At 59.8% G+C, this 23,268-nt stretch carries 27 protein-coding genes and 1 pseudogene; 25 read left to right on the top strand and 3 right to left on the bottom strand.

Features of this window, described 5'->3' with window-relative positions; translation table 11 throughout:
* The 6 genes and pseudogenes from EKK30_RS03300 to EKK30_RS03275 all read left to right on the top strand — a co-directional run.
* Positions 1-103, top strand: a pseudogene (locus EKK30_RS03300) (glyoxalase/bleomycin resistance/extradiol dioxygenase family protein); the annotation flags it as partial.
* Complete coding sequence (gene rdgB / locus EKK30_RS03295; RefSeq protein WP_290980194.1) at positions 103-984, top strand: RdgB/HAM1 family non-canonical purine NTP pyrophosphatase; 882 nt, start codon at positions 103-105, stop codon at positions 982-984. The pseudogene EKK30_RS03300 and the gene rdgB, both read left to right, overlap by 1 nt.
* Positions 977-2,278, top strand: a complete 1,302-nt coding sequence (hemW, locus tag EKK30_RS03290) for a radical SAM family heme chaperone HemW (RefSeq protein WP_290980190.1) — start codon at positions 977-979, stop codon at positions 2,276-2,278. Before rdgB ends, hemW begins: the two co-directional genes overlap by 8 nt.
* 9 nt (positions 2,279-2,287) lie before the next feature.
* On the top strand, positions 2,288-2,869 hold the full coding sequence (locus tag EKK30_RS03285; RefSeq protein WP_290980187.1) for a YqaA family protein: 582 nt from the start codon (positions 2,288-2,290) through the stop codon (positions 2,867-2,869).
* A 15-nt stretch (positions 2,870-2,884) separates the two neighbouring features.
* Positions 2,885-3,415, top strand: coding sequence for a disulfide bond formation protein B (locus EKK30_RS03280; RefSeq protein ID WP_290980184.1), 531 nt, complete (start codon positions 2,885-2,887; stop codon positions 3,413-3,415).
* An 842-nt stretch (positions 3,416-4,257) separates the two neighbouring features.
* A complete protein-coding gene (locus tag EKK30_RS03275) occupies positions 4,258-4,476 on the top strand; it encodes a hypothetical protein (protein ID WP_290980181.1) in 219 nt (72 codons plus the stop codon).
* 16 nt (positions 4,477-4,492) lie between these two features.
* On the opposite strand, the gene EKK30_RS03270 is transcribed toward EKK30_RS03275, so the two are convergent.
* Complete coding sequence (locus tag EKK30_RS03270; RefSeq protein ID WP_290980178.1) at positions 4,493-5,041, bottom strand: HNH endonuclease; 549 nt, start codon at positions 5,039-5,041, stop codon at positions 4,493-4,495.
* A 143-nt stretch (positions 5,042-5,184) separates the two neighbouring features.
* Entirely contained in the window at positions 5,185-5,796 is a 612-nt protein-coding gene (locus tag EKK30_RS03265) for a DNA-3-methyladenine glycosylase 2 family protein (protein WP_290980175.1), read from the bottom strand.
* Positions 5,797-6,214: 418 nt separating this feature from the next.
* On the opposite strand from EKK30_RS03265, the gene gluQRS reads away from it, so the two are divergent.
* From gluQRS to EKK30_RS03205, 12 genes are all read left to right on the top strand, one after another.
* Entirely contained in the window at positions 6,215-7,078 is an 864-nt protein-coding gene (gene gluQRS / locus EKK30_RS03260) for a tRNA glutamyl-Q(34) synthetase GluQRS (protein WP_290980173.1), read from the top strand.
* A 258-nt stretch (positions 7,079-7,336) separates the two neighbouring features.
* Positions 7,337-7,738: a hypothetical protein gene (locus EKK30_RS03255; RefSeq protein ID WP_290980170.1), complete on the top strand. Its 402-nt coding sequence runs from the start codon at positions 7,337-7,339 to the stop codon at positions 7,736-7,738.
* 213 nt (positions 7,739-7,951) lie between these two features.
* Positions 7,952-8,761 carry a 16S rRNA (cytidine(1402)-2'-O)-methyltransferase gene (gene rsmI / locus EKK30_RS03250; protein WP_290980168.1) on the top strand — a complete coding sequence of 270 codons (810 nt, stop codon included), beginning with the start codon at positions 7,952-7,954 and terminating at the stop codon, positions 8,759-8,761.
* Positions 8,758-9,141, top strand: a complete 384-nt coding sequence (locus tag EKK30_RS03245) for a YraN family protein (protein WP_290980165.1) — start codon at positions 8,758-8,760, stop codon at positions 9,139-9,141. Before rsmI ends, EKK30_RS03245 begins: the two co-directional genes overlap by 4 nt.
* Positions 9,142-9,568: 427 nt before the next feature.
* Entirely contained in the window at positions 9,569-10,126 is a 558-nt protein-coding gene (locus EKK30_RS03240) for a F0F1 ATP synthase subunit delta (protein ID WP_290980162.1), read from the top strand.
* Positions 10,127-10,252: 126 nt separating this feature from the next.
* Positions 10,253-11,782: a F0F1 ATP synthase subunit alpha gene (gene atpA, locus EKK30_RS03235; protein ID WP_290980159.1), complete on the top strand. Its 1,530-nt coding sequence runs from the start codon at positions 10,253-10,255 to the stop codon at positions 11,780-11,782.
* Positions 11,783-11,807: 25 nt separating this feature from the next.
* Positions 11,808-12,689 (top strand): F0F1 ATP synthase subunit gamma, encoded by an 882-nt coding sequence (locus EKK30_RS03230; protein WP_290980156.1) that lies wholly within the window; start codon positions 11,808-11,810, stop codon positions 12,687-12,689.
* 15 nt (positions 12,690-12,704) lie between these two features.
* Complete coding sequence (locus EKK30_RS03225; protein WP_290980154.1) at positions 12,705-13,109, top strand: organic hydroperoxide resistance protein; 405 nt, start codon at positions 12,705-12,707, stop codon at positions 13,107-13,109.
* Positions 13,110-13,130: 21 nt separating this feature from the next.
* Positions 13,131-14,564: a F0F1 ATP synthase subunit beta gene (gene atpD / locus EKK30_RS03220; RefSeq protein ID WP_290980151.1), complete on the top strand. Its 1,434-nt coding sequence runs from the start codon at positions 13,131-13,133 to the stop codon at positions 14,562-14,564.
* A gap of 62 nt (positions 14,565-14,626) precedes the next feature.
* Positions 14,627-14,899, top strand: coding sequence for a hypothetical protein (locus EKK30_RS03215; RefSeq protein WP_290980148.1), 273 nt, complete (start codon positions 14,627-14,629; stop codon positions 14,897-14,899).
* Between the two features lie 51 nt (positions 14,900-14,950).
* A complete protein-coding gene (locus EKK30_RS03210) occupies positions 14,951-15,349 on the top strand; it encodes a F0F1 ATP synthase subunit epsilon (protein WP_290980145.1) in 399 nt (132 codons plus the stop codon).
* 90 nt (positions 15,350-15,439) lie between these two features.
* Positions 15,440-15,691 carry a hypothetical protein gene (locus EKK30_RS03205; protein ID WP_290980143.1) on the top strand — a complete coding sequence of 84 codons (252 nt, stop codon included), beginning with the start codon at positions 15,440-15,442 and terminating at the stop codon, positions 15,689-15,691.
* 31 nt (positions 15,692-15,722) lie between these two features.
* On the opposite strand, the gene EKK30_RS03200 is transcribed toward EKK30_RS03205, so the two are convergent.
* The gene (locus EKK30_RS03200) at positions 15,723-16,004 is read right to left on the bottom strand and encodes a hypothetical protein (protein WP_290980140.1); all 282 of its coding nucleotides are present in this window, start codon (positions 16,002-16,004) and stop codon (positions 15,723-15,725) included.
* Positions 16,005-16,329: 325 nt separating this feature from the next.
* Between EKK30_RS03200 and cyoA the strand changes: the two genes are divergently transcribed.
* The 7 genes from cyoA (at position 16,330) to EKK30_RS03165 (ending at position 23,257) form a co-directional block, all read left to right on the top strand.
* Positions 16,330-17,475: a ubiquinol oxidase subunit II gene (gene cyoA, locus EKK30_RS03195; RefSeq protein WP_290980138.1), complete on the top strand. Its 1,146-nt coding sequence runs from the start codon at positions 16,330-16,332 to the stop codon at positions 17,473-17,475.
* Positions 17,476-17,509: 34 nt separating this feature from the next.
* Complete coding sequence (cyoB, locus tag EKK30_RS03190) at positions 17,510-19,516, top strand: cytochrome o ubiquinol oxidase subunit I (protein WP_290980135.1); 2,007 nt, start codon at positions 17,510-17,512, stop codon at positions 19,514-19,516.
* A gap of 3 nt (positions 19,517-19,519) precedes the next feature.
* Entirely contained in the window at positions 19,520-20,170 is a 651-nt protein-coding gene (gene cyoC, locus EKK30_RS03185; RefSeq protein ID WP_290980132.1) for a cytochrome o ubiquinol oxidase subunit III, read from the top strand.
* Entirely contained in the window at positions 20,167-20,568 is a 402-nt protein-coding gene (gene cyoD / locus EKK30_RS03180; RefSeq protein WP_290980129.1) for a cytochrome o ubiquinol oxidase subunit IV, read from the top strand. Before cyoC ends, cyoD begins: the two co-directional genes overlap by 4 nt.
* 101 nt (positions 20,569-20,669) lie before the next feature.
* Positions 20,670-21,380: an SURF1 family protein gene (locus EKK30_RS03175; RefSeq protein ID WP_290980627.1), complete on the top strand. Its 711-nt coding sequence runs from the start codon at positions 20,670-20,672 to the stop codon at positions 21,378-21,380.
* A 13-nt stretch (positions 21,381-21,393) separates the two neighbouring features.
* Positions 21,394-22,731 (top strand): ATP-binding protein, encoded by a 1,338-nt coding sequence (locus tag EKK30_RS03170; protein WP_290980126.1) that lies wholly within the window; start codon positions 21,394-21,396, stop codon positions 22,729-22,731.
* On the top strand, positions 22,721-23,257 hold the full coding sequence (locus EKK30_RS03165) for a response regulator transcription factor (RefSeq protein WP_290980123.1): 537 nt from the start codon (positions 22,721-22,723) through the stop codon (positions 23,255-23,257). The genes EKK30_RS03170 and EKK30_RS03165 overlap by 11 nt, the downstream gene beginning before the upstream one ends.
* Positions 23,258-23,268 lie beyond the last annotated feature (11 nt).

Here is a 23,268-nt window from a genome sequence, read left to right as displayed (position 1 = left end):
AGCCGAAGTCGAATGGCCGCGCGGTGGGCGGTCGATCTACTTCCGCGATCCGGCGGGCAACTGCCTGGAATTTGCCGAGGCGCGCATCTGGGGATTGGCGTGATGCAGCTGTCGCGAGGCATGAAGCTCGTCGTTGCGAGCCATAACCCGGGGAAAGTTTGGGAGATCAACCAGCTCATTCAGCCCTACGGGCTTGATGCGGTATCCGTGGGCGAGCTGGGGCTTGCCGAGCCGGAAGAAACAGAGCCGACGTTTGCGGGAAACGCCCGCCTCAAGGCGGTTGCCGCGGCAGAAGGTTCGGGCCTGCCGGCGCTGGCGGACGACTCGGGGCTTGAAGTCGAATGCCTTGATGGCGCGCCGGGTATCTATTCTGCGCGCTGGGCGGGACCGGGCAAAGACTTCGGTATTGCCATGAAAAAGGTCGCCGACGAAATCACCGCGCGCCAGGGTTGGACGGCCGAAGGCCCGCGCGCCAACTTCATCTCCGTGCTGTGCCTCGCGTGGCCCGGCGGCGAGAGCCGGATCTTCGAAGGCAAGGTCTTTGGCCATCTCGTTTGGCCGGCACGGGGCGGCAACGGTTTCGGATACGATCCGATGTTCGTGCCGGACGGCGATACGCGAACCTTCGGAGAGATGGAGCCTCGCGACAAGTACGCGATCTCCCATCGAACACGCGCATTCGCCGCCTTTAAGGCGTCGATGCTCGACGGCATCGCGGCATCGCCGGTCGCGCAAGCGAACTCGGGACGTGATGTCGAGGCGTTCGCGGCGGCGGCGGCGAGCCTTTCGACGCGCGTGGAGGCAGCGACGTTCGTCTCGCGTTTGAAGGACGACCTTGCGGCGCATGGGAGCGAATGGCGGAACGGAACGCTTGAATCTTATCTCGACGCGCTTGCGCGCGAGCTTCAGCGAACGCCATCAAGCGATGAGCCTGCCTGGCGGCAACTGACGAAAGCCATGCTGGCTGCGAGCACGAATGACTGAGGACAGCACCACCTTCGGCGTCTACGTGCATTGGCCTTTCTGTGCGCAGAAGTGCCCCTATTGCGATTTCAACAGTCATGTGCGCCACAAGGGCTGGGACGAAGCGCGCTTCCTATTTGCCTACAAACGCGAGATCGACTGGCTCGCTGACCGGATCGGATCGCGCAGCGCGACGAGCGTTTTCTTCGGCGGCGGCACGCCATCGCTCATGCAGCCTTCGACAGTCGCGGGTATCCTCGATCACATCGCCAAGCGCTGGAGTATCGCGCGTGACGCTGAGATCACGCTCGAGGCTAATCCGGGGAGCGTCGAAGCAAGTCGCTTCCGCGGATTTCGCGATGCTGGCGTCAATCGCGTTTCAATCGGCGTGCAATCGCTACGCGATGACGAGCTTCGCAAGCTCGGTCGGATTCACAGCGTCGAAGAGGCCAAGGCCGCGATTGCGATCGCGCGCAGCACGTTCGAACGGTTTTCGTTCGACCTGATCTATGCGCGACCCGGACAGTCGGCGGACGAGTGGCGTCGTGAGTTGGCCGAAGCGCTTGCGCTGGCGGGCGATCATCTGTCGCTCTATCAGCTGACGATCGAGCCCGACACGCCGTACGCCGCGCTACAGGCAGCGGGCAAACTCATCGTTCCGGACGATTACGACGCGAGCGCTCTCTACGAGATCACCGAAGAGACGACGGCGAGACATGGCCTACAGGCGTATGAGGTGTCGAACTACGCCCGGCCGGGTCAGGAGAGCCAGCATAATCTTCTCTATTGGCGGTACGGTGAGTATGCGGGTGTCGGACCGGGCGCGCATGGCCGTATCATCGCCGGCGGTTGCCGCGAGGCGACGATCATCGAGCGTAATCCGGAAGCGTGGCTTGCGCGCGTCGAGAATGATGGCCACGGCATCATCGAATTGGCAACGTTGTCTGACGGCGAGCAGGCCGACGAATTGCTGCTGATGGGGCTTAGGCTCAGTGAGGGCGTTGATCTCGCGCGGCTGGCTCTGCTCGGAGGCGTTCGTCCCTCGCCGGTCGTGCTGGAAGATTTGACACGCCTTGGTCTGCTCGAACGCCTTACTCCGGCGCGACGGACGACGGACGTGAATTGGCGACGCAACGAACTCGATGAGATTTCCGCTTGCCTCGGCCCTGGTCTCAGCCCCGCGACGCCTTACAATTCGGTGTCGCGCATTCGGGTGACCCCGAAAGGGCGCCTTGTGCTTAACGCGGTTGTCGCAAAAATTTCGGACAGCTTCGAGCAGACGGACCGCATGGACAATCTCAAGGTCGCCGGGTAAGCACGACCCATGCTTCGGGGACTTTACGATTGGACAATGCGCACGGCGGCCAGCAGGGAGGCCCCGTGGGCGCTTGCCGGGGTTTCCTTCGCCGAGAGTTCGTTCTTTCCGATTCCGCCGGACGTGATGCTGATTCCGATGATCCTCAGTGATCGTCAGAAGGCTTGGTGGTTCGCGACCATTGCGACCGTGGCATCGGTCATCGGCGGTCTGCTTGGCTATGCGATCGGCTATTATCTTTACGATGCGGTCGGTCTGCCAATTCTCAAATTCTATGGCCGGGAGCACGCGCTCGACAGCTTCATGACGTTCGTTCAAGAGTATGGCGTTCCGGCCGTCATCATCAAAGGCATGACGCCGATCCCATACAAAGTCGTGACCATCGCGGCGGGCGTCGGCAAAATGAACTTGCTGGCGTTCCTCGGCGCGAGCATCGTTGCCAGGGCGATGCGCTTCTATCTGGTTGCGGGATTGCTATATTTCTTCGGCGAGCCGATCCGCGCTTTTATCGAGAAGCGACTTGGTCTCGTGACGACGGCGTTTCTCGTCCTGCTGGTCGGCGGCTTTCTCGCCGTGCGGTATGTATTCTGAGTTGGATCAACGATCATGGCGTTCACGGAGCGGATCTCAGAGGGATCGGACTACAAGCTCGGAGCGCTGGCGTTGTTCTTCGCCATCTTCACGATTCTAACGGCGCTGGGGTTTCAGTACATCGGGGGCTACGTGCCCTGTATGCTGTGCCTGATCGAGCGCTATGCCTACTATGCCGGCATCCCACTGCTTTTCGTGGCGTTGATTTTGACGGCGGGGGGATACCATCGGGTCGCGGCTGCCCTGTTCTTCCTTGTCGCGCTGGCGTTTCTTGCGAACACGGGACTAGGGATCTACCACGCCGGCGCTGAGTGGAAGTTCTGGCCTGGGCCGACGACCTGCGGCGGCGGAGAGTCCCTGACATCATCCGCAGGTAATCTCTTGAATGACATCAAGAACATCAAGGTCATCAAATGCGATGAAGCGGCCTTGCGCTTCCTCGGAATCTCGTTTGCCGGTTGGAATGTCGTCGCGTCCGCCTTTCTGATGGCATTGTCATTCGCGGCGGCTTCCTCAGCGACAGCCCGGAGCCGGGCGGCCGTCTGAAGCGATCGCCGAGCCTGTCCACAAATTTCGAATTTCGCGAAAACGTTGATTTCGTTGCACGCGTGATACTGTCAAGTCAGCGGCGCTGTGAATATCACCGCTCAGCCTGAATCGCGCCTTCGCGTTGCCTGAATGTGACGGCTATTCTTGCTTCGTTCGCGGGACACACGGGCTCTGCGAATGTGTGGATAACGGTTCGAGCGTTGGGAGCATTCCCTTGGTGTACGCGTTGAGTTTTTCGAGTGCGATGCTTCGGATGCGTGAAACCGGTCCTTCGCCGGCTGCCCGTTCCGCCAAAAGTTTGAGTAAGCGTGGCGTTGTTGCGTTTCGTACGAGTCGGTTGCGTAGCGTTGAGTTTGAGTGCGGACAGACCCCGAAAGAGGTGTTGTCCGGGACGTTCCAAAACCTCAGGCGAACTGCGTCGACAAGCTCGTGCAAGCGTATGTCCTTGCGGTTCGCCCATACTCCTCACGAAGATCACACGGGCGGTCAGATGGAGGATGAAGGAGGAGATTGGCGCCCGATCGGTGATGTAGCTGGCGATGTGGTGCGGAATGCCATCGTCGCAGCAGCTCTCGCGAAGGCGCGGTGAAGTAAGCGTTCTGTTGCGTTGGCGTCAGTCGTGTAACGGGTTGGACAAAAGGATTTCGGAGAGCACAGGCTTTCCAACGAGCTGGCAGACGCACGGAGCGTGATTAGAGTTAGCCCTCAATCGAGACATCATGTGACACGGTCTCGCGTAGTGATGTCACAGCGCTCTGTGTGTCTGCCGCCTAAGTTTGGAAACTTGGAAGCCTTTGAGATCGTTCCCCGAACAGATGTTTTCCTCGGAGTGCGATGACATGACCCCCTCGGTACCAGAACACCTCAGTCCCATTCAGTGGCATCAAGCTGTCGCGGTTAGCCGCGAGCAGTGCGCGAAGATCTTCCGCGACGGTGGCGCGCCGCGCGACGCGCTCGTTGCTTTCGGACTTCGGCCGGAGGACGGCGCGAATTGGGAACGGGTCGTTGACCTGGTCGCCGCTGAGCTCTGTGCTCACCCGATCAAGCAAGCAGCCTAAGCCGCGGTTGCTTGGACTAGGGCTCGAGTTCGGTGTCCCAATAGAGATAGTCGAGCCAGCTCTCGTGCAGGTAGTTCGGCGGGAATAGCCGACCGTTGCGATGCAGCTCGAATACGGTGGGCCGGTAAGGTTCGTGCGCGGGGAACATCCCCGCTGCGCGCGGCATCAGCCCGCCCTTCTTGAGATTGCAAGGAGCGCAGGCAGTGACGACGTTGTCCCACCGCGTCTGGCCGCCGCGAGATCTCGGGATGAGATGATCGAACGTCAGATCGTTCTTGTCGCCGCAGTACTGGCACGAAAACCGATCGCGGAGGAACACGTTGAACCGGGTGAACGCCGGGTAAAGAGCGGGCTTCACGTAGGTCTTGAGTGAAACGACACTCGGGAGCTTAAGCTCGAAAGATGGGCTTCGAACGTAGCGTTCGTATTCGGAAACGATATTCACGCGGTCGAGGAAGACAGCCTTCACCGTATCCTGCCAACTCCACAGAGACAGCGGATAGTAACTGAGCGGCCGGAAGTCGGCGTTCAGCACAAGGGCCGGACAATTGTCCGGTATTGTCACGTGAGCATTCACAGTCGCGCAAACCTCGAGGTTTCGATCCGTCGAATCGCGTCTTGGCCCCACTAGGACGCCGGGATACTAGCCGCGCGTATCAGTTCTGTGAAGCATATGAACCTATCTGTCGCGGAACGAATTTTTTTATTTTAATCCAGTGCCTTGGCTGTTTTTTGCGCGAGTGCCTTTTTGGCTTTCCCCAGGAGAGCGCGGCGGGCTTCGGCGTAATCGGCCCATAAGAGGCGAGCTGCAACCGCCCGGGCCGGACGCCAGCGTTCAGCGATTCGGGCAAGCTCTTCGGCAGTCGGACGCCGCTCGAGCTTGAAGTGATGCTGAACGGCGAGTTGCAGCGCGAGGTCGCCGGGCGCGAACGCATCGCGCCGCCGCAAGCAAAACAGGAGAAAGATATCGGCCGTCCATGGTCCGATGCCGTGGATCGCGGTCAGGCGCTCGACGATGGTCTCATTTTCTGCCCGGGCGAGGTGCTCGAAATCGAGCCCGTCCTCCAACACGGCACGTGAGAGAGCGCGAAGGGTTCGTATTTTGCCGGTCGAGAGCCCAAGCGACTGGAGCCGGACGTCGCTTGCGGCCGCCAAAGTTTCCGCCGTCAACGGCGCGATGGCCGCCGCCAGGCGCGCCCAGATCGCAGCGGCACTTTGAGCTGATAGCTGCTGGCCGACGATGACTTTTGCCAGGCCGGAAAAATCGGCGGGAAAATCCCGCGCTTCAGGGAGGCCCGTCCTTTTCAATATCCGCGACATAACTCGGCATTGCTGCGCAAGCGTTTCCGCTGCTGCTCGAAGCTGTCGTTCGGTCTTTACTGTCGCATGTCGCTTAGGAGGCAAACGTCTTGCTCCAAAGGGATTTGGCTCTGCCATTTCGCAGTGGATCTTATCCTCTGAACGCCTAGGCGCGAAACAGGTGCGTAGAAAATGACAAAGTTTGCTGGAATCGTTCCGCTCGAAGTTTTGGTGTTCGTCGCGATCTTTTCGCTGGTAAGTTCGTTGGCTGATTTTCCTTAGAAGCCCGGCGATCGTCCCACGCTGCTTTTCAGCAGATCTTCCAGATATAGAGGCCCATGTTTCAGGATAAAATCGAGTTTGTTGCCTGCGATTGTTTGCAGGCCGATCCCGTTGCTTCGTGCGTTCGGCGAGGGAGCCGCGAAAGGGCGTGCGCGTGATGTCTTCTGTTACACGGTTCGCGCCGTCGCCGAACGGTCTGCTCCACGTCGGGCATGCCCTGTCCGCGATCATCGCGCACGACACGGCGCGCAAAAATGGTGGACGCTTTCTTCTTCGCATCGAGGATATCGATCTTGAACGGAGGCGCCCGGAATTCGTAACGGCCATTTTCGAAGATCTCGACTGGCTCGGGTTGACTTGGGAAGAACCGGTGCTCGTGCAGTCTGAGCATTTTTCCGAATATCTTGCCGCCGCCGACCGGCTGATAGGGATGGGCTTGCTTTATCCTTGTTTCGCAAGCCGCAAAGAAATCATGACGGCTGCCGATCCGGAAAACGTCGATCCCGATGGCTCGCCGCTTTATCCTGGTATTTGGCGCGGCGCTTCTGCAGAGGCTGTTGGAGAGCGAATGGCGGCTGGTGAATCGCCCGCCCTGCGGCTCAATATGGAAGGCGCGATGCAAGCGCTGAAGGCGAAGCGCGGAGACAAGCCGTTGACGTTTGTGGAGGTCGACGAGGAGGGAGGCCAGCAAACGATCACTGCCCGGCCGGAACGATGGGGCGATGCCGTCATCGTGCGCAAAGAAGTTCCCGCGAGCTATCATTTGTCGGTCGTCGTCGATGATGCACGGCAGGGCGTGACGCACGTTACGCGCGGACAGGATCTTCTCGCGGCCACCGATTTGCAGCGGCTTCTGCAGGAGCTTCTCGATCTCCCCGAGCCCGTCTACTCACATCATCGCGTCATTCGGTGGGCGGACGGGAGAAAGCTTTCGAAGTCCAATCAGGACATGGGTATCCGCGCTCTTCGCGATGAAGGTGCGACGGCTGATGATATCCGGCGCGTCATCTTTGAAGGATGACGCGTCGTTTCATTCTCGTTGGTAAATTGGGATGGTGCGGATATCAGCGGGTGGTAGCGATCGGTCTCTTCGCGTAATTACAACTGAATTCTGAGAAAAATCGGAATTACAAATTAGCCTGCGGAATTTTATTTCGGGGAATCATTTTTCCTCTCGAATTCAATATATTTCGAAATTTGTATTTCAGGTCGCTTGTAAGTTTCCCCAAATCACTCCAACTTTAATCATTCTCTAAGCAATCCACCGGATTCTGTTCTTATGGCAGATACATTCAACAATCTGGCAGGCAGGGCGCGCTCCGCGATTTTGGGTGGATATGCAATCGCGCGGCAATTCATTGTTGCGAACTTCGTGAGTGCGCCAGCCGATCCCTTGCCGGCGCGACGCGCCGAGCCACGGCGTTTGACGCTTTCGGAGCAATGGGCCTACCTGACCGACATCGTGATGGGTGCCGCTTCTCGCGCCGAGGAAGCGGCGCGCTGCCATGTTTCTGCAACCCAGCAGCTCGACTTGGCTCAGTACGCCCTTTCCTCCGTGATCGATGAGTTATCGGCCGTTATGGATATGGGCGGTCGCGTGCGCCGGCGCTCAACAATTCATGTATTCGGCACTGCTCAGCCGGTCCTTTCGATGCCTTACGGTGGGGCAATCGCCGCTTAAGATCATTCGCCGCAAACGCTTTCGGCGATCCACCCGGATTGATAAGAGTGGTGCTCATGCACCTTTTCCGGAAGCAGGCATCAACTCGTGGCCGACGACGGACCATCCTCTAGCGGCGATTCTCGCGCACCAGCATCACATGGGATAGCAGCGCGAGCGCAGGCGACTCTTTCTGCCCTTTTGGAGGAACCGCTTTCTCCGGGGCTCTATCTCGTGGCGACGCCAATCGGCAATCTCGGAGATATTTCGCTAAGGGCGCTTTCGGTTTTGGCGCGCGCGGATGTCATATATTGCGAAGATACCCGGCATTCGGCGAAGCTGCTGCAGCATTATTCTATCTCTGCGCGGACACGGCCGTTTCACGACCATAATGAAGAGCGCGAAGGCGAGCGGGCGCTGGCGGAGCTTAAGTCGGATCGGCGCATAGCCATTATTTCGGATGCCGGTACGCCCTTGCTTTCGGATCCCGGGTTCAAGCTTGTTCGGGCGGCAGCGGCCGAGGGGATCCCCGTCTTCGCTATTCCGGGAGCATCCGCGCTCCTCTCTGGGCTGACGATCAGTGGCTTACCCACGGACGCGTTCTTTTTTGCAGGGTTTTTGCCTGCGAAACAGGCGGCGCGGCGGTCGAGGCTGGCCGAACTGTCGCAAATTCCTGGAAGTCTCGTCTTTTACGAAGCCCCGCATCGGCTCGGCGAAGCGATTTCCGACATGGCGGGCCAGCTCGGGGTGAGGCAGGCGGTGGTGGCGCGCGAATTGACGAAGCTGCACGAAGAAGTCCTTCGCGGCTCGTTGGGCGAACTTGCCGAGGCGACTGCCGGGGACGGGCTCAAGGGTGAGGTTGTCATCGTCATTGGGCCGGAGCAGGCTGCTCCGGTGAGCGACGATGTTATCGAGAAGCGCCTGTCCGTCGCCATGGAGGGGATGAGCCTCAAGGACGCGGCGAAGGCCCTCGCTGATGAGTTAGGGGTTCCAAAGTCCAGGGTTTACGGGCTTGGATTGAAAGCACGGGGCGGACGGGAATGAATTCGAATGTCAACGACGACTTCCGGCAGCGGCTCGAGCGGCGACGCCGGCATCGAAGCGGGCTGACGGCCGAGACGATTGTTGCGGCAGTTTACATGATGACCGGTCACCGCATTCTCGGCCGACGCTTCAAAACGCCCGTCGGAGAGATCGATCTGATCGCGATCCGCAAGAAAAGGGTTGCCTTCATCGAGGTGAAGCGGCGGCAGACCACTGAAGATGCCGAGGACGCGATCACGCTGACGATGCGCCGTCGCGTTCGGCGCGCCGCGGACCTCTGGCTGGCGCGCAATCCGCAATATCAAGCGCATGACGTGGGGTTTGATTTGGTGTTCGTCCTGCCGTGGCGGTTTCCGATCATCATGCGGGACGCGCTTTGACAGCTAAAAAATAGGCCCGCCGGAGCGGGCCTTAGTCCTGGGACGTGAAGTGCAGGGACGTGAACTTGCAGGTGGGCCGTGCCCTCGAGCCAATGTGCTGTTTGTACCTGGTCCAGCCTGAACGCAGTTTGAACGGGCATTCCACCTGCCATTCACGCAAGTGGGCGACGTTCAGTCCGAAATAAGCGGAAAGCCCAAAAATGCGGGCAGCAGGCCGCCTCATTATGCGGCAACGCGCCCTCTTGGCGAACGGTTGAAGCCATTGGGAGCGCATGTTAAGGACAGCCCGGCTTTAGAAGGGGGCGGCTGGTGGGTTCCGGCCCCGTGCGCTCTTTTTTGTCAAAGGCCTTTTCCTTGGAGCGGGCGCAATATCGGGCCGTTACGTGCCCTGCCCTCTATGCGCCTGAAGGCGCGAGGTGAGAGCGACGTGGCGACGGACGATACAAGCGTTGGTGGGGTGGCTGGACGGTACGCGTCGGCCTTATTCGAGCTGGCAAGCGAAAGCTCGAACGTCGAAGGGATCGAGGGCGATCTCAAAAATTTTCAGGCTTTGCTCGATGAGAGCCCGGATCTGGTGCGTCTCGTGCGCAGCCCCGTGATCGCGGCGGACGATCAGGCGAAGGCGATCGCGGTCATTCTCGACAGGGCCGGCATCGGCGGGCTCACCGCCAATTTCCTGAAGCTTGTCACGGCCAATCGGCGGCTGTTCGTCGTCCAGGACATGATCAAGGCCTACCGTTCGCTCGCCGCCAAGGCGCGTGGCGAGATCACGGCAGACGTGACGAGCGCATTCCCGCTCAATGATGAGCAGATCGCGGCTTTGAAGGACACGCTCAAATCCTCCGTCGGCAAGGAAGTGGCGCTGCAATCGCGCGTCGATCCCAGCATTCTCGGCGGGCTGATCGTCAAGGTCGGCAGCCGGATGATTGACTCCTCGCTGAAGACCAAGCTTCAGAGCATGAAGACGGTTCTGAGCGGCGCATGAACTTGAAAGGCCTGGCGTTCGGCAGCGGCATCTGGCCGATGCGCAGCGCGAGGTTCGGTTTAACAAATTGGAATAAGGAGCCGATCCAGGCTCCGACAAATGGAAACGACCAGGGAAGAGGTCTCAATGGAAATCCGGGCCGCAGAAATTTCTTCGATCCTCAAGGATCAGATCAAAAACTTCGGCAAGGAAGCTGAGGTTTCAGAGATCGGTCAGGTGCTGTCAGTCGGTGACGGCATTGCGCGCGTTTACGGTCTCGACAATGTTCAGGCCGGCGAAATGGTCGAGTTCCCCGGCGGCATCCGGGGCATGGCGCTGAACCTCGAAGCCGATAACGTCGGCGTCGTTATTTTCGGCGACGACCGCACGATCAAGGAAGGCGACACCGTCAAGCGGACCGGCGCCATCGTGGAAGTTCCGGTCGGCAAGGGGCTCCTCGGACGTGTCGTCGATGGTCTCGGCAACCCGATCGACGGCAAAGGCCCGATCAAGTTCGATAAGAAGATGCGCGTCGACGTCAAGGCGCCCGGCATCCTGCCGCGCAAGTCGGTTCACGAACCGATGGCGACGGGCCTCAAAGCCATCGACGCTCTCATTCCGATCGGCCGCGGACAGCGCGAACTCGTCATCGGCGACCGCCAGACCGGCAAGACCGCCGTCATTCTCGACACCTTCCTCAACCAGAAGCCGGCCAACCAGGGCACCGACGAAAGCGCGAAACTCTACTGCGTGTATGTCGCCGTTGGTCAGAAGCGCTCCACGGTCGCGCAGTTCGTCAAGGTTCTCGAAGAGCGTGGCGCACTGGAATATTCGATTGTCGTTGCCGCTACGGCTTCCGATCCCGCTCCGATGCAGTACCTTGCGCCCTTCACGGGCTGCACGATGGGTGAATATTTCCGCGACAACGGCATGCATGCCGTGATCGCTTACGACGACCTTTCGAAGCAGGCCGTCGCTTATCGTCAGATGTCGCTGCTGCTTCGCCGTCCGCCGGGCCGCGAAGCTTATCCCGGCGACGTTTTCTACCTTCACTCTCGCTTGCTTGAGCGCGCGGCCAAGATGGGCGATGCGGCTGGAAAAGGCTCGTTGACGGCGCTTCCCGTCATCGAAACTCAGGCGAACGACGTGTCGGCGTACATTCCGACGAACGTGATCTCGATCACCGACGGCCAGATCTTCCTTGAGTCGGATCTTTTTTATCAAGGCATCCGCCCGGCGGTGAACGTCGGTCTCTCGGTGTCGCGCGTCGGCTCGTCGGCTCAGACGAAGGCGATGAAGCAGGTTGCCGGCAAGATCAAAGGCGAGCTTGCGCAGTATCGCGAAATGGCGGCGTTCGCGCAGTTCGGCTCGGACCTCGACGCGGCGACGCAAAAGCTTCTGGCGCGCGGCTCGCGGCTGACGGAACTGCTGAAGCAGCCGCAGTTCTCGCCGCTGAAGATGGAAGAGCAGGTTGCGGTGATCTTCGCCGGTACGCGCGGCTATCTCGACAGCATTCCGGTCTCGGCCGTTGGCAAGTTCGAGCAGGGCGTCCTGGCAGGCCTTCGCGCCGAGAAGACGCTTCTCGAGACGATCGCCAAGGAGAAGGCCCTTTCGGCCGACTCGGAAAAGAAGCTCGTCGAGTTCCTCGATAAGTTCGCCAAGGGCTTCGCAGCTTAATCGGGTTCCTTGAGGAGAACGCCCGATGGCGAGCTTAAAAGATATGCGCAACCGCATCGCCTCGGTGAAGGCGACGCGGAAGATTACGAAGGCCATGCAGATGGTCGCCGCAGCGAAGTTGCGCCGCGCGCAGGAGGCCGCTACGGCTGCCCGCCCGTACGCGGAGCGGATGGCGGCGGTGCTCGGTAGCCTGGCTTCAAAGGTCACCGACAAAGCTGGGGCTTCGCCGCTTCTGGTCGGCAACGGCAAGGATCAGGTTCATCTCCTGATCGTGATGACCTCCGAACGCGGTCTTTGCGGTGGTTTCAACTCGAACATCGCCAAACTCGCGCGTTCGGATGCGAACCGGCTAATCGCGGCCGGCAAGACCGTGAAGATCATGGCCGTCGGCCGTAAGGGCGCGGAAAACCTGCGGCGCGATCTTGGCCGGAACATCGTCGAACGTAAGGATTTCCAGGGCGTCCGGCAGCTGACTTTTGCGCACGCCGAAGGCGTTGCGAGCCGCGTGCTCGAGATGTTCGAGGCGGGCGAGTTCGATGTGGCGACGCTCTACTTCTCGGAATTCAAGTCGGTCATCGCTCAAAAGCCGACGGCGCTGCAGCTCATCCCGGCGACGGTGAGTGGGACGCAGGCCGAGAGCAAAAGCGATGGGGCTCTCTACGAATATGAGCCCAGCGAGGAAGAGGTTCTTGGCTTCCTGCTATCGCGCAACATCTCGACCCAGATCTTCCGCGGCCTGCTGGAGAACTCGGCGTCGTTCTATGGTGCCCAGATGACGGCCATGGACAACGCGACGCGCAACGCGGGCGACATGATCAACAAGCTGACGATCAAGTACAACCGTCAGCGCCAAGCGAACATCACGAAGGAACTCATCGAGATCATCTCGGGCGCGGAAGCGCTCTGATCCGGAGGTTAGGTCATGGCTTATGTAACGCGTGCGACGACGAAAGGCGGCCGGGATGGCCGGGCCGTCCTCGAGGATGGCAAGCTCGCCTTGGCGATGGCGTTACCGAAAGATCTTGGTGGTTCGGGTGAAGGTCATAACCCTGAGCAACTCTTCGCTTTGGGCTGGTCGTCCTGCTTCGGTCAAGCCGTTCTGCTGCTCGCAAAGAAGCATGGACTCGACGGACCGGCCGCGAAAGTCACCTGCGAAGTGGAACTCGACAAGGACGCAACGAGCTTCGGGCTCAAAGCGCATCTGACGCTCGCGATCCCCGGAGCGGACAAGGACAAGCTGCAGGCCTTAATCGAAGACGCTCATCAGATCTGCCCGTATTCCAAGGCGACGCGCAACAACATCCCGGTGACGCTGTCGGTCGCCTAACCAATTCCGCTGGAGAAAAAAATGACTCAGAATGTAGGGAAGATTCACCAGGTCACGGGCGCCGTCGTCGACGTCCAATTTGAGGACAAGCTGCCGGAAATCTTGAACGCGCTCGAGACGACGAATAACGGCAACCGCCTCGTCCTCGAAGTCGCGCAGCATCTCGGCGAGAACACCGTGCGCACGATTGCCATGGATTCGACGGAGGGTCTTGTTCGCGGCCAGAAGGTCGTCGACATGGGCGCTCCGATCTCGGTTCCAGTGGGCGATGAGACTCTCGGCCGGATCATGAACGTCATCGGCGAACCGGTCGATGAAGCAGGTCCGATCAAGACGAATTCGGTTCGCGCCATCCATCAACCGTCACCGACGTTCGAAGATCAGGCGACGGAAGCGCAGATCCTTGTCACGGGCATCAAGGTCGTCGATCTGCTCGCGCCTTACGCGAAGGGCGGCAAGATCGGCCTGTTCGGCGGCGCGGGCGTCGGCAAGACCGTTTTGATCATGGAATTGATCAACAACGTCGCCAAGGCGCATGGCGGTTATTCGGTGTTTGCCGGCGTCGGCGAACGCACGCGTGAGGGCAACGATCTCTATTACGAGATGATCGAATCGAACGTGAACAAGGACCCCAAGAAGAACAACGGGTCGGCTGCCGGTTCGAAATGCGCCCTCGTTTACGGACAGATGAACGAGCCGCCGGGCGCGCGCGCGCGCGTCGCTCTCTCCGGTCTGACAGTCGCCGAGCATTTCCGCGACCAAGGTCAGGACGTGCTGTTCTTCGTCGACAACATCTTCCGCTTCACGCAGGCGGGCTCGGAAGTGTCGGCGCTTCTTGGACGTATTCCTTCGGCCGTCGGTTATCAGCCGACGCTTGCGACGGACATGGGCGCCCTGCAAGAGCGCATCACGACCACCCAGAAGGGTTCGATCACCTCGGTGCAGGCCATCTACGTTCCGGCCGACGACTTGACCGACCCCGCTCCGGCGACGTCGTTTGCTCACCTTGACGCCACCACCGTTCTTTCGCGTTCGATCGCTGAAAAGGGCATCTATCCGGCGGTCGATCCGCTCGACTCGACGTCGCGCATGCTCGATCCGCGCGTCGTTGGCGAGGAGCACTACGCGGTCGCTCGTAAGGTCCAGGCGATCTTGCAGAAGTACAAGTCGCTGCAGGACATCATCGCCATCCTCGGCATGGACGAGCTTTCGGAAGAGGACAAGCTGACGGTAGCGCGCGCGCGCAAGATTGAGCGCTTCATGTCGCAACCGTTCCATGTTGCCGAAGTTTTCACGGGCTCGCCCGGCAAGCTCGTGCCGCTGGCAGACACCATCAAGGCATTCAAGGGTCTCTGCGACGGTGAGTACGACCACCTTCCCGAGCCGGCGTTCTATATGGTTGGGACAATCGAGGAAGCGATCGCGAAGGCAGAGAAGCTCGCGGAAGCTGCGTAACAACAGGCTGAGCGTTGTCGAACGGAAGTTCCGTTCGATCACACCGCCAGGAGAAGAAGTTGATGGCGGAAGCCACTAAGACGTTTGGGAGCTGCTGCGAGGAGCTCAAGGAAGCTCTCGAGGGCGGCGACTTCGAGCCCCTCATCACCGTCGGGCCCGACGAGGTCATCTATATGACTGTCGGGCTTGTCGATCTTGAGGAAGACGAGCCCGGGCTCGTTGATCACCCGCTCTTCTTCTGTCCGTTCTGCGGAACCAAGCTGCAGACGCCGGAAGAAGTGAGGGCCAAAGCTGGCGCGGAAGAAGACGGCGAAGAAGAGCCGCGCCAAGCTTAATCAAAGAAACGCCTCACGAAATCGAACGCCTTCGAAGGGTCGGAAGTCATCATGGCAGGCACATTCAGGTTTGAACTCGTCTCTCCGGAACGGGTGTTGATGACGATCGATGCCGATCAGGTTGTGGTGCCGGGCAGCGATGGCGACTTCACGGTGCTTGCCGGGCACGTGCCGGTGATCTCGACGCTCCGTCCGGGCGTGCTCGACGTCGCGGCCGCAGGAATTCGCAAGCGTCTCTTCGTCAAATCAGGCTTCGCGGACGTTGATCCTTCCCGGCTCACGGTACTCGCCGAGAAGGCGTATGACGTCGACGAACTGTCGGCGGCGACCATTGCGCAAGAGTTGAAGACCGCCGAAGCGGAACTCGCAGCAGCGAAGGACGACGAGGCCAAGCGCATGGCGGATACTCTCGTCACCGAGCTCCGGCAGCTGTCGCCGCGCGCGGCCTAAGCCGTCCGGCCGAGGCAGAACTTTAAAACTGGCTGCAACTCCGGCCTTCCGCAACGGTAGGACATTTGTCTACCGCGCGGAGGCTTCGCCATGTCAACTATAGACCAGCAGCTTGCAGAAACCGATCAGCACATCGCCGACATTCAGCGTCAGGCGCACGAGCTGAGAGACGCGGCCAAGGCCCGACCGTCTCTCGTCGCGGCAGAAGATCTGATGCTCATGGAGCGTTTGCTCGCCGCTTGGCAGATGCATAGGGTTTCCATCTCCAGTCACCCGGAACTTCGTGAGCGCGCGCTCGACGAGGCGCTGAAGAGGTCTACGCGCCGAGACGACGAAATCTGATTAGGGATTGGGGCCGGGCGGGCGAGCCCGGCTAGGTGTCTTCCCGTTCCGTCCGGTCGACACGAAACGACCCGAGATAATATGCGGCGTGGCGGGCGACACCGTTCGGAAGCTCGGCGGCATTCATAGACAACTCGTTATCCGCGCCAGATTCGATGTCGACGCCCCGGGACGTGTAGGATTTCCATCGGACCGTAACGGTTTGTAGCTCCCCATTCTCAGCCCACGCGAACACGTCGTACTTACCCGGCGCAAGCCGCTCGCGCATGGCAGCCTTGAGTAATTTCTGCCCTGTCTTGTGGTCGATCTTCATCGGCAATCGCGGCTAACAACCTGGCCTGCAGGCTAGATTGTTCTGTATCGAACCGACTGCAAGGGCTGCTTCTGACCCGATGATCCGGGAGGGTCAAGTTCATCAAGGCCATCCGAAAGACCAATAATCGAGCGAGCGGCGATTAAATCGTTTGCAGTTTTTAAGGAATTTGGCCTCCGGCAGGTGCAATAAAAATCGCGTGTCGGGAGTGCTAACGAGCCAGCTCTTCCTGCGGCCAACTGGCGTTGGGCAAATTGTCCAATGTCGCTGCATTCTTCACGCCGTTAGCGGAAATGGAAGCTCTGTCGATGGGACGCGAACTGCCTTGAAACGATTTCGCATTATCGCCCTTCTGCCGCTTCTTGCCGTGCTGGGCGGCTGCAACGCGGTCGTCTTGAACCCCGCTGGCGACATCGCGGTTCAGCAGCGAGACCTGGTGGTCATCTCCACCATTCTGATGCTGTTGATCATCCTGCCGGTGATGGCACTCACCGCATTTTTCGCATGGCATTACCGCCAGTCCAACACGTCGGCGCAGTACGATCCCGACTGGGCGCATTCGACCCATCTCGAATTGATCATCTGGTCGGCTCCGCTGCTCATCATCATCTGCCTCGGTGCCGTAACCTGGATGGCGACCCACATGCTGGATCCGTACCGCCCGATTTCGCGGACGACTCCGGGCGCGACCGCGGCGGAGATAAAGAAGCCGCTCAATGTTCAGGTTGTCGCGCTCGATTGGAAGTGGCTCTTCATTTATCCCGATTACGGGATCGCGACCGTCAACGAGATGGCGGCGCCTCTCGATCAGCCGATCAACTTCAAGATCACGGCATCATCGGTGATGAACGCCTTCTACGTGCCGGCGCTCGCGGGAATGGTCTATGCGATGCCCGGCATGCAAACGCAGCTTCACGCCGTCATCAACAAGCCAGGAACCTTCAAGGGATTTTCGGCCAACTACAGCGGTAGCGGTTTCTCGGAAATGCGCTTCAACTTCATCGGAGCCGACCAAGCCGGTTTCGACAAGTGGGTTGCGGACGTCAAGGCTTCCGGCGGCAGCACTCTCGGCCGCACGGAATATCTGGATCTTGAGCGTCCCAGCGAGGCTGTGCCCGTCAAGAAATATGCGAGCATCGACCCGCAGATCTTTCATCTGATCCTCAATATGTGCGTCCAACCTGGAAAGATGTGCACGCACGAGATGGCGGCCATCGATGCGAAAGGTGGGCTCGGTCTCGCGGGTGCCTACAACGTGCAAGACATCGAGTACGACAAGTCGGCGCGACGGGGTTCTGACCCGATGGTGAAGAAGTCCTATGTGGCGAGCGTTTGCACGAAGGCGGCGCCAATGGGAATGGACGTGCAAGCTGCCGAGGTCACCCCGATCAGCGCGACGCCGCTGCTTGGAGCGGGGCTGCCACGGCCCTCGATGTTCCAATCGTTCGCGCCTAAGCCCTCAAACTCCTGAACGGCACCACTCCTGACCGGGACGAATTCCAGAAATGTTCGAAAACTTTGATCTTCAGAAAGCGATCTTCGGACGGCTGTCGCTTGAGTCGATCCCGTATCACGAGCCGATCCTGCTCGCGACGTTCATCGCCGTCTTGATCGGCGGTGCGGTGGTCGTCGGTGCAATCACCTATTTCAAGCTCTGGGGCTATCTCTGGCACGAGTGGTTTACGAGCGTCGATCACAAGCGGATCGGCGTCATGTACATCGTGCTCGGCCTCGTCATGCTTCTGCGGGGCTTCGCCGACGCCATCATGATGCGCGCGCAGCAGGCCATCGCCTTCAACGGCAACGAGGGCTATCTGCCGGCGCATCACTTCGATCAGATCTTCACGGCCCACGGCGTGATCATGATCTTCTTCGTCGCCATGCCGCTCGTCACGGGGCTGATGAACTTCGTCGTGCCGCTCCAAATCGGCGCGCGCGACGTGGCGTTCCCATTCCTCAACAACTTCAGCTTCTGGATGACCGTGTCCGGCGCGATCCTGGTGATGGCATCGCTCTTCGTCGGCGAGTTCGCACGCACGGGCTGGCTCGCCTATCCGCCGCTTTCAAATTACGCGTACAGTCCAGATGTCGGGGTCGATTATTACATATGGGCGCTGCAGATCGCGGGCGTAGGCACCCTGTTATCGGGCGTGAACCTGATCGCTACCATCGTCAAGATGCGCGCGCCGGGCATGACGATGATGAAAATGCCCGTCTTCACGTGGACGTCGCTCTGCACGAACATTCTGATCGTTGCAGCTTTCCCCGTGCTCACCGGCGTCCTCGTGCTGCTGTCGCTCGACCGTTACGTCGGCACCAACTTCTTCACGAACGACTTCGGCGGCAATCCGATGATGTACGTGAACCTCATCTGGATCTGGGGTCACCCCGAGGTCTACATCCTCGTGCTGCCGGCGTTCGGCGTCTTCTCGGAAGTCACCGCGACATTCTGCGGGAAACGTCTCTTCGGCTATACGTCGATGGTCTACGCGACGGTCGTTATCACGATCCTGTCTTACCTCGTGTGGCTGCACCACTTCTTCACGATGGGCTCGGGCGCCAGCGTCAATTCGTTCTTCGGCATCACGACGATGATCATCTCGATCCCGACGGGCGCCAAGCTCTTCAACTGGCTGTTCACGATGTATCGTGGGCGCATCCGGTTCGAGCTGCCGATGATGTGGACGGTGGCGTTCATGCTGACGTTCGTGATCGGCGGTATGACAGGCGTGCTGCTCGCCGTGCCGCCAGCCGATTTCGTGCTTCACAACAGCTTGTTCCTGATCGCTCACTTCCACAACGTCATTATCGGCGGCGTGGTGTTCGGTATGTTCGCCGGCATCACGTACTGGTTCCCCAAGGCCATTGGGTTCCGGCTTGATCCGTTCTGGGGGAAGATGTCGTTCTGGTTCTGGGTCTCGGGCTTCTACTTCGCCTTCATGCCTCTTTACGCTCTGGGCTTGATGGGCGTAACCCGGCGCTTGCGCGTGTTCGACGATCCTTCGCTGCAAATCTATTTCGTCGTGGCAGCGTTCGGCGCTCTCCTGATCGCGCTCGGAATTGGATCGTTCCTCGTGCAAATCGCGGTCAGCATCAAGAATCGCGAAAAGCTTCGCGACGTCACCGGAGACCCGTGGAATGCGCGTACCCTCGAGTGGTCGACATCATCGCCGCCTCCGGTCTACAACTTCGCTTTCACCCCAGTCGTCTACGATCATGACGCGTGGTGGGATATGAAGGAGCATGGCTACAAGCGGCCGCTCTCCGGCTTCAAGCCGATCCACATGCCGAAGAATACTAGCGCGGGCATCATCCTGGCCGGGATCTGCTTCGTCACCGGCTTTGCGCTGATCTGGTACATTTGGTGGCTGGCGGCGCTCGGGTTCGTGTCGCTCATCGCGACGGCGATCGGACACACCTTCAACTACAATCGCGGCTTCAGCATTCCTGCGCAGCAGGTCGTTGAAACCGAGCGGGAGCGTACGGCTCTTCTTCAATCGGCAGGTGCATAGGACATGGCGTCAGTGACGGCGGATGCGTCCGCGGCGGAAGCCGGGTCGGCAAATGAACAACCGGTCTTCTACGTGACCGACGAGCACGAGCACGCGGAGGGTGGCAGCACTCAACTCGGGTTCTGGCTCTACCTGATGAGCGACTGCCTCGTCTTTGCTGTGCTGTTCGCGACATACGGCGTGCTGGGCGGGAGCTTCGCGGCGGGTCCGTCGCCGAAGGACCTATTCGATCTGCCGCTTGTCGCGCTCAACACAACGATGCTGCTGCTGTCATCGATCACCTACGGCTTCGCGGTGCTCGAGATGCAGAAGAACCGGGTTTCACCGATGCTGCTCTGGCTGGCCATCACGGGGCTATTCGGCGCGGCCTTCCTTGGCATCGAGCTGTTCGAATTCACGCACATGATCCTGGAAGGGGCGACGCCAAAGCGGAGCGCCTTCCTGTCATCGTTCTTCACGCTCGTCGGTACGCACGGACTTCACGTCACGTTCGGCATCATCTGGATGATCACCTTGATCGTGCAGGTGCGGATGTTCGGGCTGACAGATGCCAACAAGCGCCGGCTTCTGTGCCTCAGCATGTTCTGGCACTTCCTCGATGTCGTCTGGATCGGCGTCTTTACGTTCGTCTATCTCATGGGAGTGCTGCGATGAGCACGGATTCGCACACCAGCCACGCGATTGCTCCGAAGACCGGTCACGACGATGTTCACGGGCACGGCGACGGCCATCCCGTATCGACTTTCAAAGGGTATATGACCGGCTTCGTGCTGTCGGTGATCTTGACGGCAATTCCGTTCTGGCTCGTCATGTCTGGTGCGCTCGACAGTAAGACCGCGACCGCAGTGGCGATCCTGGCTATCGGTGCCGTGCAGATCGTCGTGCACATGATCTACTTCCTGCACATGACGCCAAGTTCCGAAGGCGGCTGGACGCTGATGGCGCTGATCTTCACCGTCGTCATGGTGGTGATCACGCTGACGGGTTCGCTCTGGGTCATGTATCATCTCAACACCAACATGATGCCGATGGACCCGAGCCAGCTGCCGTGACCTCCGACGCCAAGGAGCGCGGGGGATTAGCAGGGAGCGTAAGCATCGGTTCCCAAGAACGGGTGCCGCGTTCGTGGCTTTCGGTCGCCTTCATCACGCTCATGGCGATAGCCGGCGTGGCTGGATTTGCGTCACTGGGCATCTGGCAGATCGAACGCCGGGCCTGGAAGCTCGATCTCATCGCGCGCGTCGACGCGCGTATCCATGCGCCTGCGGTGGCGGCTCCCGGGCGAGACGCATGGCCGGCGATTGATGCGAAAAGCAGTGAGTATCAGCGCGTCACGGCCTCGGGCCGCTATCTCAACGATCGCGAGACATTCGTCACAGCGGTGACGGACAAGGGCGCAGGCTACTGGCTTTTGACACCGCTGAAGACGAGCCAAGGCTTCACCGTGCTCATCAATCGCGGCTTCGTTCCCCCGGACAAGAAGGACCCGGGTTCCCGCGCAGCCAGCGACATCAGCGGCGACACGACGGTTACGGGCCTGTTGCGATTGAGTGAACCCAAAGGCGCGTTTATGCGCACCAATGACATCTCAGCAGATCGCTGGTTCTCGCGGGATGTGGACGCGATCGCCATCAAGCGTGGCCTCGACGATTATGCACCCTACTTCATCGACGCCGATGCAACGCCGAATGCCGGCGGGTACCCTGTGGGCGGGCTAACGGTCGTCAATTTCCCGAACAACCATCTCGTCTATTCGTTGACTTGGTTCGGACTCGCCATAATGGTCGCGGTGGGTTTCATTCGCTTCGCCGGAGAAGAAATCCGTCTTCGACGCGATTGGCACGCGAGATCCGGCACGAATTAGGATCAAACCGCTTATGGCGAGCGGACCGGACATCCATCCCGGCGCATCAGCCGATCCCGTGGTCCTGCGGGGTGGGCAGCCTGATACGGCTGGCGTCAAGAATATGTGGCTGCTCATCCAGCTTCGCTGGATCGCAGTTGCCGGCCAGATTGCGACGATCGCCTTCGTTCACAGCGTGTTGGGTGTCGAGCTGCCCCTCATCCCCATGGGGCTCGTCGCAGGAGCACTGGTCGTGCTCAATCTTATTAGTCTGATCTGGCTTCGGGAAGGCCATGGCGCGGACGATCGGGGATTGCTCGTCGCGCTGCTCCTCGATGTACTCGCCCTTTCAGGTCAACTCTACTTTAGCGGCGGCGTGACGAACCCGTTCGCATTTCTATTTCTACTGCAAGTGACACTTGCGGCCGTGCTGCTCGATGTTCGGATGACATTGGCGGTGCTTGTCGCGACGTGCGCGAGCTTCGCGCTTCTGACGCGGGCTTATGTGCCGCTCCGGATTCCTCCCGGAGAATTCGATCTCTTTGCGCTGCACGTGATCGGCATGCTCATCTGCTTCGTCCTCGATGCGCTCTTGCTGTTCTTCTTCCTGACGCGCATCACGCGCAACGTCCGCGAACAGGACGCTCGCCTTGCGGCTTTGAAGCAGCATGCGGCTGAGGAAGACCACATTGTCCGAATGGGCCTCCTTGCTTCGGGAGCCGCGCATGAACTTGGCACGCCACTTTCCTCGCTTTCCGTCATCCTCGGCGATTGGCGTCGTGTGCCAACCATTGCATCCAATGCCGAGCTACTGCACGAGGTCGAGGAAATGCAGGCAGCGGTGAAGCGGTGCAAGGCGATCCTGACGGGAGTTCTGCTGACAGCCGGCGAAGCTCGTGGTGAGGCGCCGCGCGTCACAACGGTCAAAACGTTTTTCGAAGAGCTTCTCGAGGAGTGGCGTGCCGCGCGTGCGCCGGTAACTTTCGAGTTCAAAAATGATTTCGGCGCGGACGTGCCTATCGTTTCGGACTCGAGCTTGAAACAAATCATCTTCAACGTGCTCGACAACGCGTACGATTCGTCTTCCGATTGGGTCGGCGTTTACTTGGCGCGGGAAAAAGATAATCTCAGTCTGCGCGTCTCCGATCGCGGGTCGGGCTTTGACCCGCAGATGCTTCAGCATTTTGGCAAGCCCTATCAGTCGAGCAAGGGACGCGTTGGCGGCGGACTTGGGTTGTTCCTTGTCGTCAATGTGGTACGCAAGCTCGGCGGCAGTGTTTCTGCGACCAACCAGTCTCAGGGCGGGGCGTCTGTAGATCTAAAGCTGCCGCTCTCGGCTTTCGCACTCGGAGCCCGTGTTGATGGAGGATAGCGGTCGAACGCTGGTTATCGTCGAAGACGACGCCGCCTTCGCTGCAACGCTCAAGCGATCGTTCGAGAAGCGCGGCTACAACGTCTTTCATGCGGCGGGCCCGCAAGAGCTGGACGAAATCTTAGAGCGTGAAGCGCCTGGCTACGCTGTCGTCGATTTGAAGCTCGCTGGTGCATCCGGACTGGTTTGCGTCGAGGCGCTGCACGAAAAAGATCCAGAGACGATCATCGTTGTTCTTACCGGCTTCGCAAGCATCGCAACCGCCGTCGAAGCGATCAAGCTCGGCGCTCGCCACTACCTCGTGAAGCCGTCGAGTTCGGATGATATCGAGGAAGCTTTCGGGCGTTCCGAAGGCGACGCGGGTGTCGCGCTCACGCAGCGGCCGACGTCGATCAAAACAGTCGAGTGGGAGCACATCCATCAGACGCTGGTCGAAACGAACTTCAACATCTCGGAAGCTGCGCGCCGGCTCGGCATGCACCGGCGAACACTGGCGCGGAAACTTGAAAAGCAGCGCATCAAGTAGAATGTCGCTGG

Origin of the sequence: Hyphomicrobium sp. (genome assembly GCF_003987855.1) — a bacterium.
Taxonomy (GTDB): Bacteria; Pseudomonadota; Alphaproteobacteria; order Rhizobiales; family Hyphomicrobiaceae; genus Hyphomicrobium_B.
Note: the sequence above shows the minus strand (reverse complement) of the source record. Positions and strands in the feature narration are given on the sequence as shown.

Excerpts from the sequence above, each read along its gene's own strand:
- rdgB (WP_290980194.1), top strand. The coding sequence starts at position 103 with ATGCAGCTGTCGCGAGGCATGAAGCTCGTCGTTGCGAGCCATAACCCG.
- hemW (WP_290980190.1), top strand. The coding sequence starts at position 977 with ATGACTGAGGACAGCACCACCTTCGGCGTCTACGTGCATTGGCCTTTC.
- EKK30_RS03285 (WP_290980187.1), top strand. The coding sequence starts at position 2,288 with ATGCTTCGGGGACTTTACGATTGGACAATGCGCACGGCGGCCAGCAGG.
- EKK30_RS03280 (WP_290980184.1), top strand. The coding sequence starts at position 2,885 with ATGGCGTTCACGGAGCGGATCTCAGAGGGATCGGACTACAAGCTCGGA.
- EKK30_RS03275 (WP_290980181.1), top strand. The coding sequence starts at position 4,258 with ATGACCCCCTCGGTACCAGAACACCTCAGTCCCATTCAGTGGCATCAA.
- EKK30_RS03265 (WP_290980175.1), bottom strand. The coding sequence starts at position 5,796 with ATGTCGCGGATATTGAAAAGGACGGGCCTCCCTGAAGCGCGGGATTTT.
- gluQRS (WP_290980173.1), top strand. The coding sequence starts at position 6,215 with ATGTCTTCTGTTACACGGTTCGCGCCGTCGCCGAACGGTCTGCTCCAC.
- EKK30_RS03255 (WP_290980170.1), top strand. The coding sequence starts at position 7,337 with ATGGCAGATACATTCAACAATCTGGCAGGCAGGGCGCGCTCCGCGATT.
- EKK30_RS03245 (WP_290980165.1), top strand. The coding sequence starts at position 8,758 with ATGAATTCGAATGTCAACGACGACTTCCGGCAGCGGCTCGAGCGGCGA.
- atpA (WP_290980159.1), top strand. The coding sequence starts at position 10,253 with ATGGAAATCCGGGCCGCAGAAATTTCTTCGATCCTCAAGGATCAGATC.
- EKK30_RS03230 (WP_290980156.1), top strand. The coding sequence starts at position 11,808 with ATGGCGAGCTTAAAAGATATGCGCAACCGCATCGCCTCGGTGAAGGCG.
- EKK30_RS03225 (WP_290980154.1), top strand. The coding sequence starts at position 12,705 with ATGGCTTATGTAACGCGTGCGACGACGAAAGGCGGCCGGGATGGCCGG.
- atpD (WP_290980151.1), top strand. The coding sequence starts at position 13,131 with ATGACTCAGAATGTAGGGAAGATTCACCAGGTCACGGGCGCCGTCGTC.
- EKK30_RS03215 (WP_290980148.1), top strand. The coding sequence starts at position 14,627 with ATGGCGGAAGCCACTAAGACGTTTGGGAGCTGCTGCGAGGAGCTCAAG.
- EKK30_RS03210 (WP_290980145.1), top strand. The coding sequence starts at position 14,951 with ATGGCAGGCACATTCAGGTTTGAACTCGTCTCTCCGGAACGGGTGTTG.
- EKK30_RS03205 (WP_290980143.1), top strand. The coding sequence starts at position 15,440 with ATGTCAACTATAGACCAGCAGCTTGCAGAAACCGATCAGCACATCGCC.
- EKK30_RS03200 (WP_290980140.1), bottom strand. The coding sequence starts at position 16,004 with ATGAAGATCGACCACAAGACAGGGCAGAAATTACTCAAGGCTGCCATG.
- cyoB (WP_290980135.1), top strand. The coding sequence starts at position 17,510 with ATGTTCGAAAACTTTGATCTTCAGAAAGCGATCTTCGGACGGCTGTCG.
- cyoC (WP_290980132.1), top strand. The coding sequence starts at position 19,520 with ATGGCGTCAGTGACGGCGGATGCGTCCGCGGCGGAAGCCGGGTCGGCA.
- cyoD (WP_290980129.1), top strand. The coding sequence starts at position 20,167 with ATGAGCACGGATTCGCACACCAGCCACGCGATTGCTCCGAAGACCGGT.
- EKK30_RS03175 (WP_290980627.1), top strand. The coding sequence starts at position 20,670 with ATGGCGATAGCCGGCGTGGCTGGATTTGCGTCACTGGGCATCTGGCAG.
- EKK30_RS03170 (WP_290980126.1), top strand. The coding sequence starts at position 21,394 with ATGGCGAGCGGACCGGACATCCATCCCGGCGCATCAGCCGATCCCGTG.
- EKK30_RS03165 (WP_290980123.1), top strand. The coding sequence starts at position 22,721 with ATGGAGGATAGCGGTCGAACGCTGGTTATCGTCGAAGACGACGCCGCC.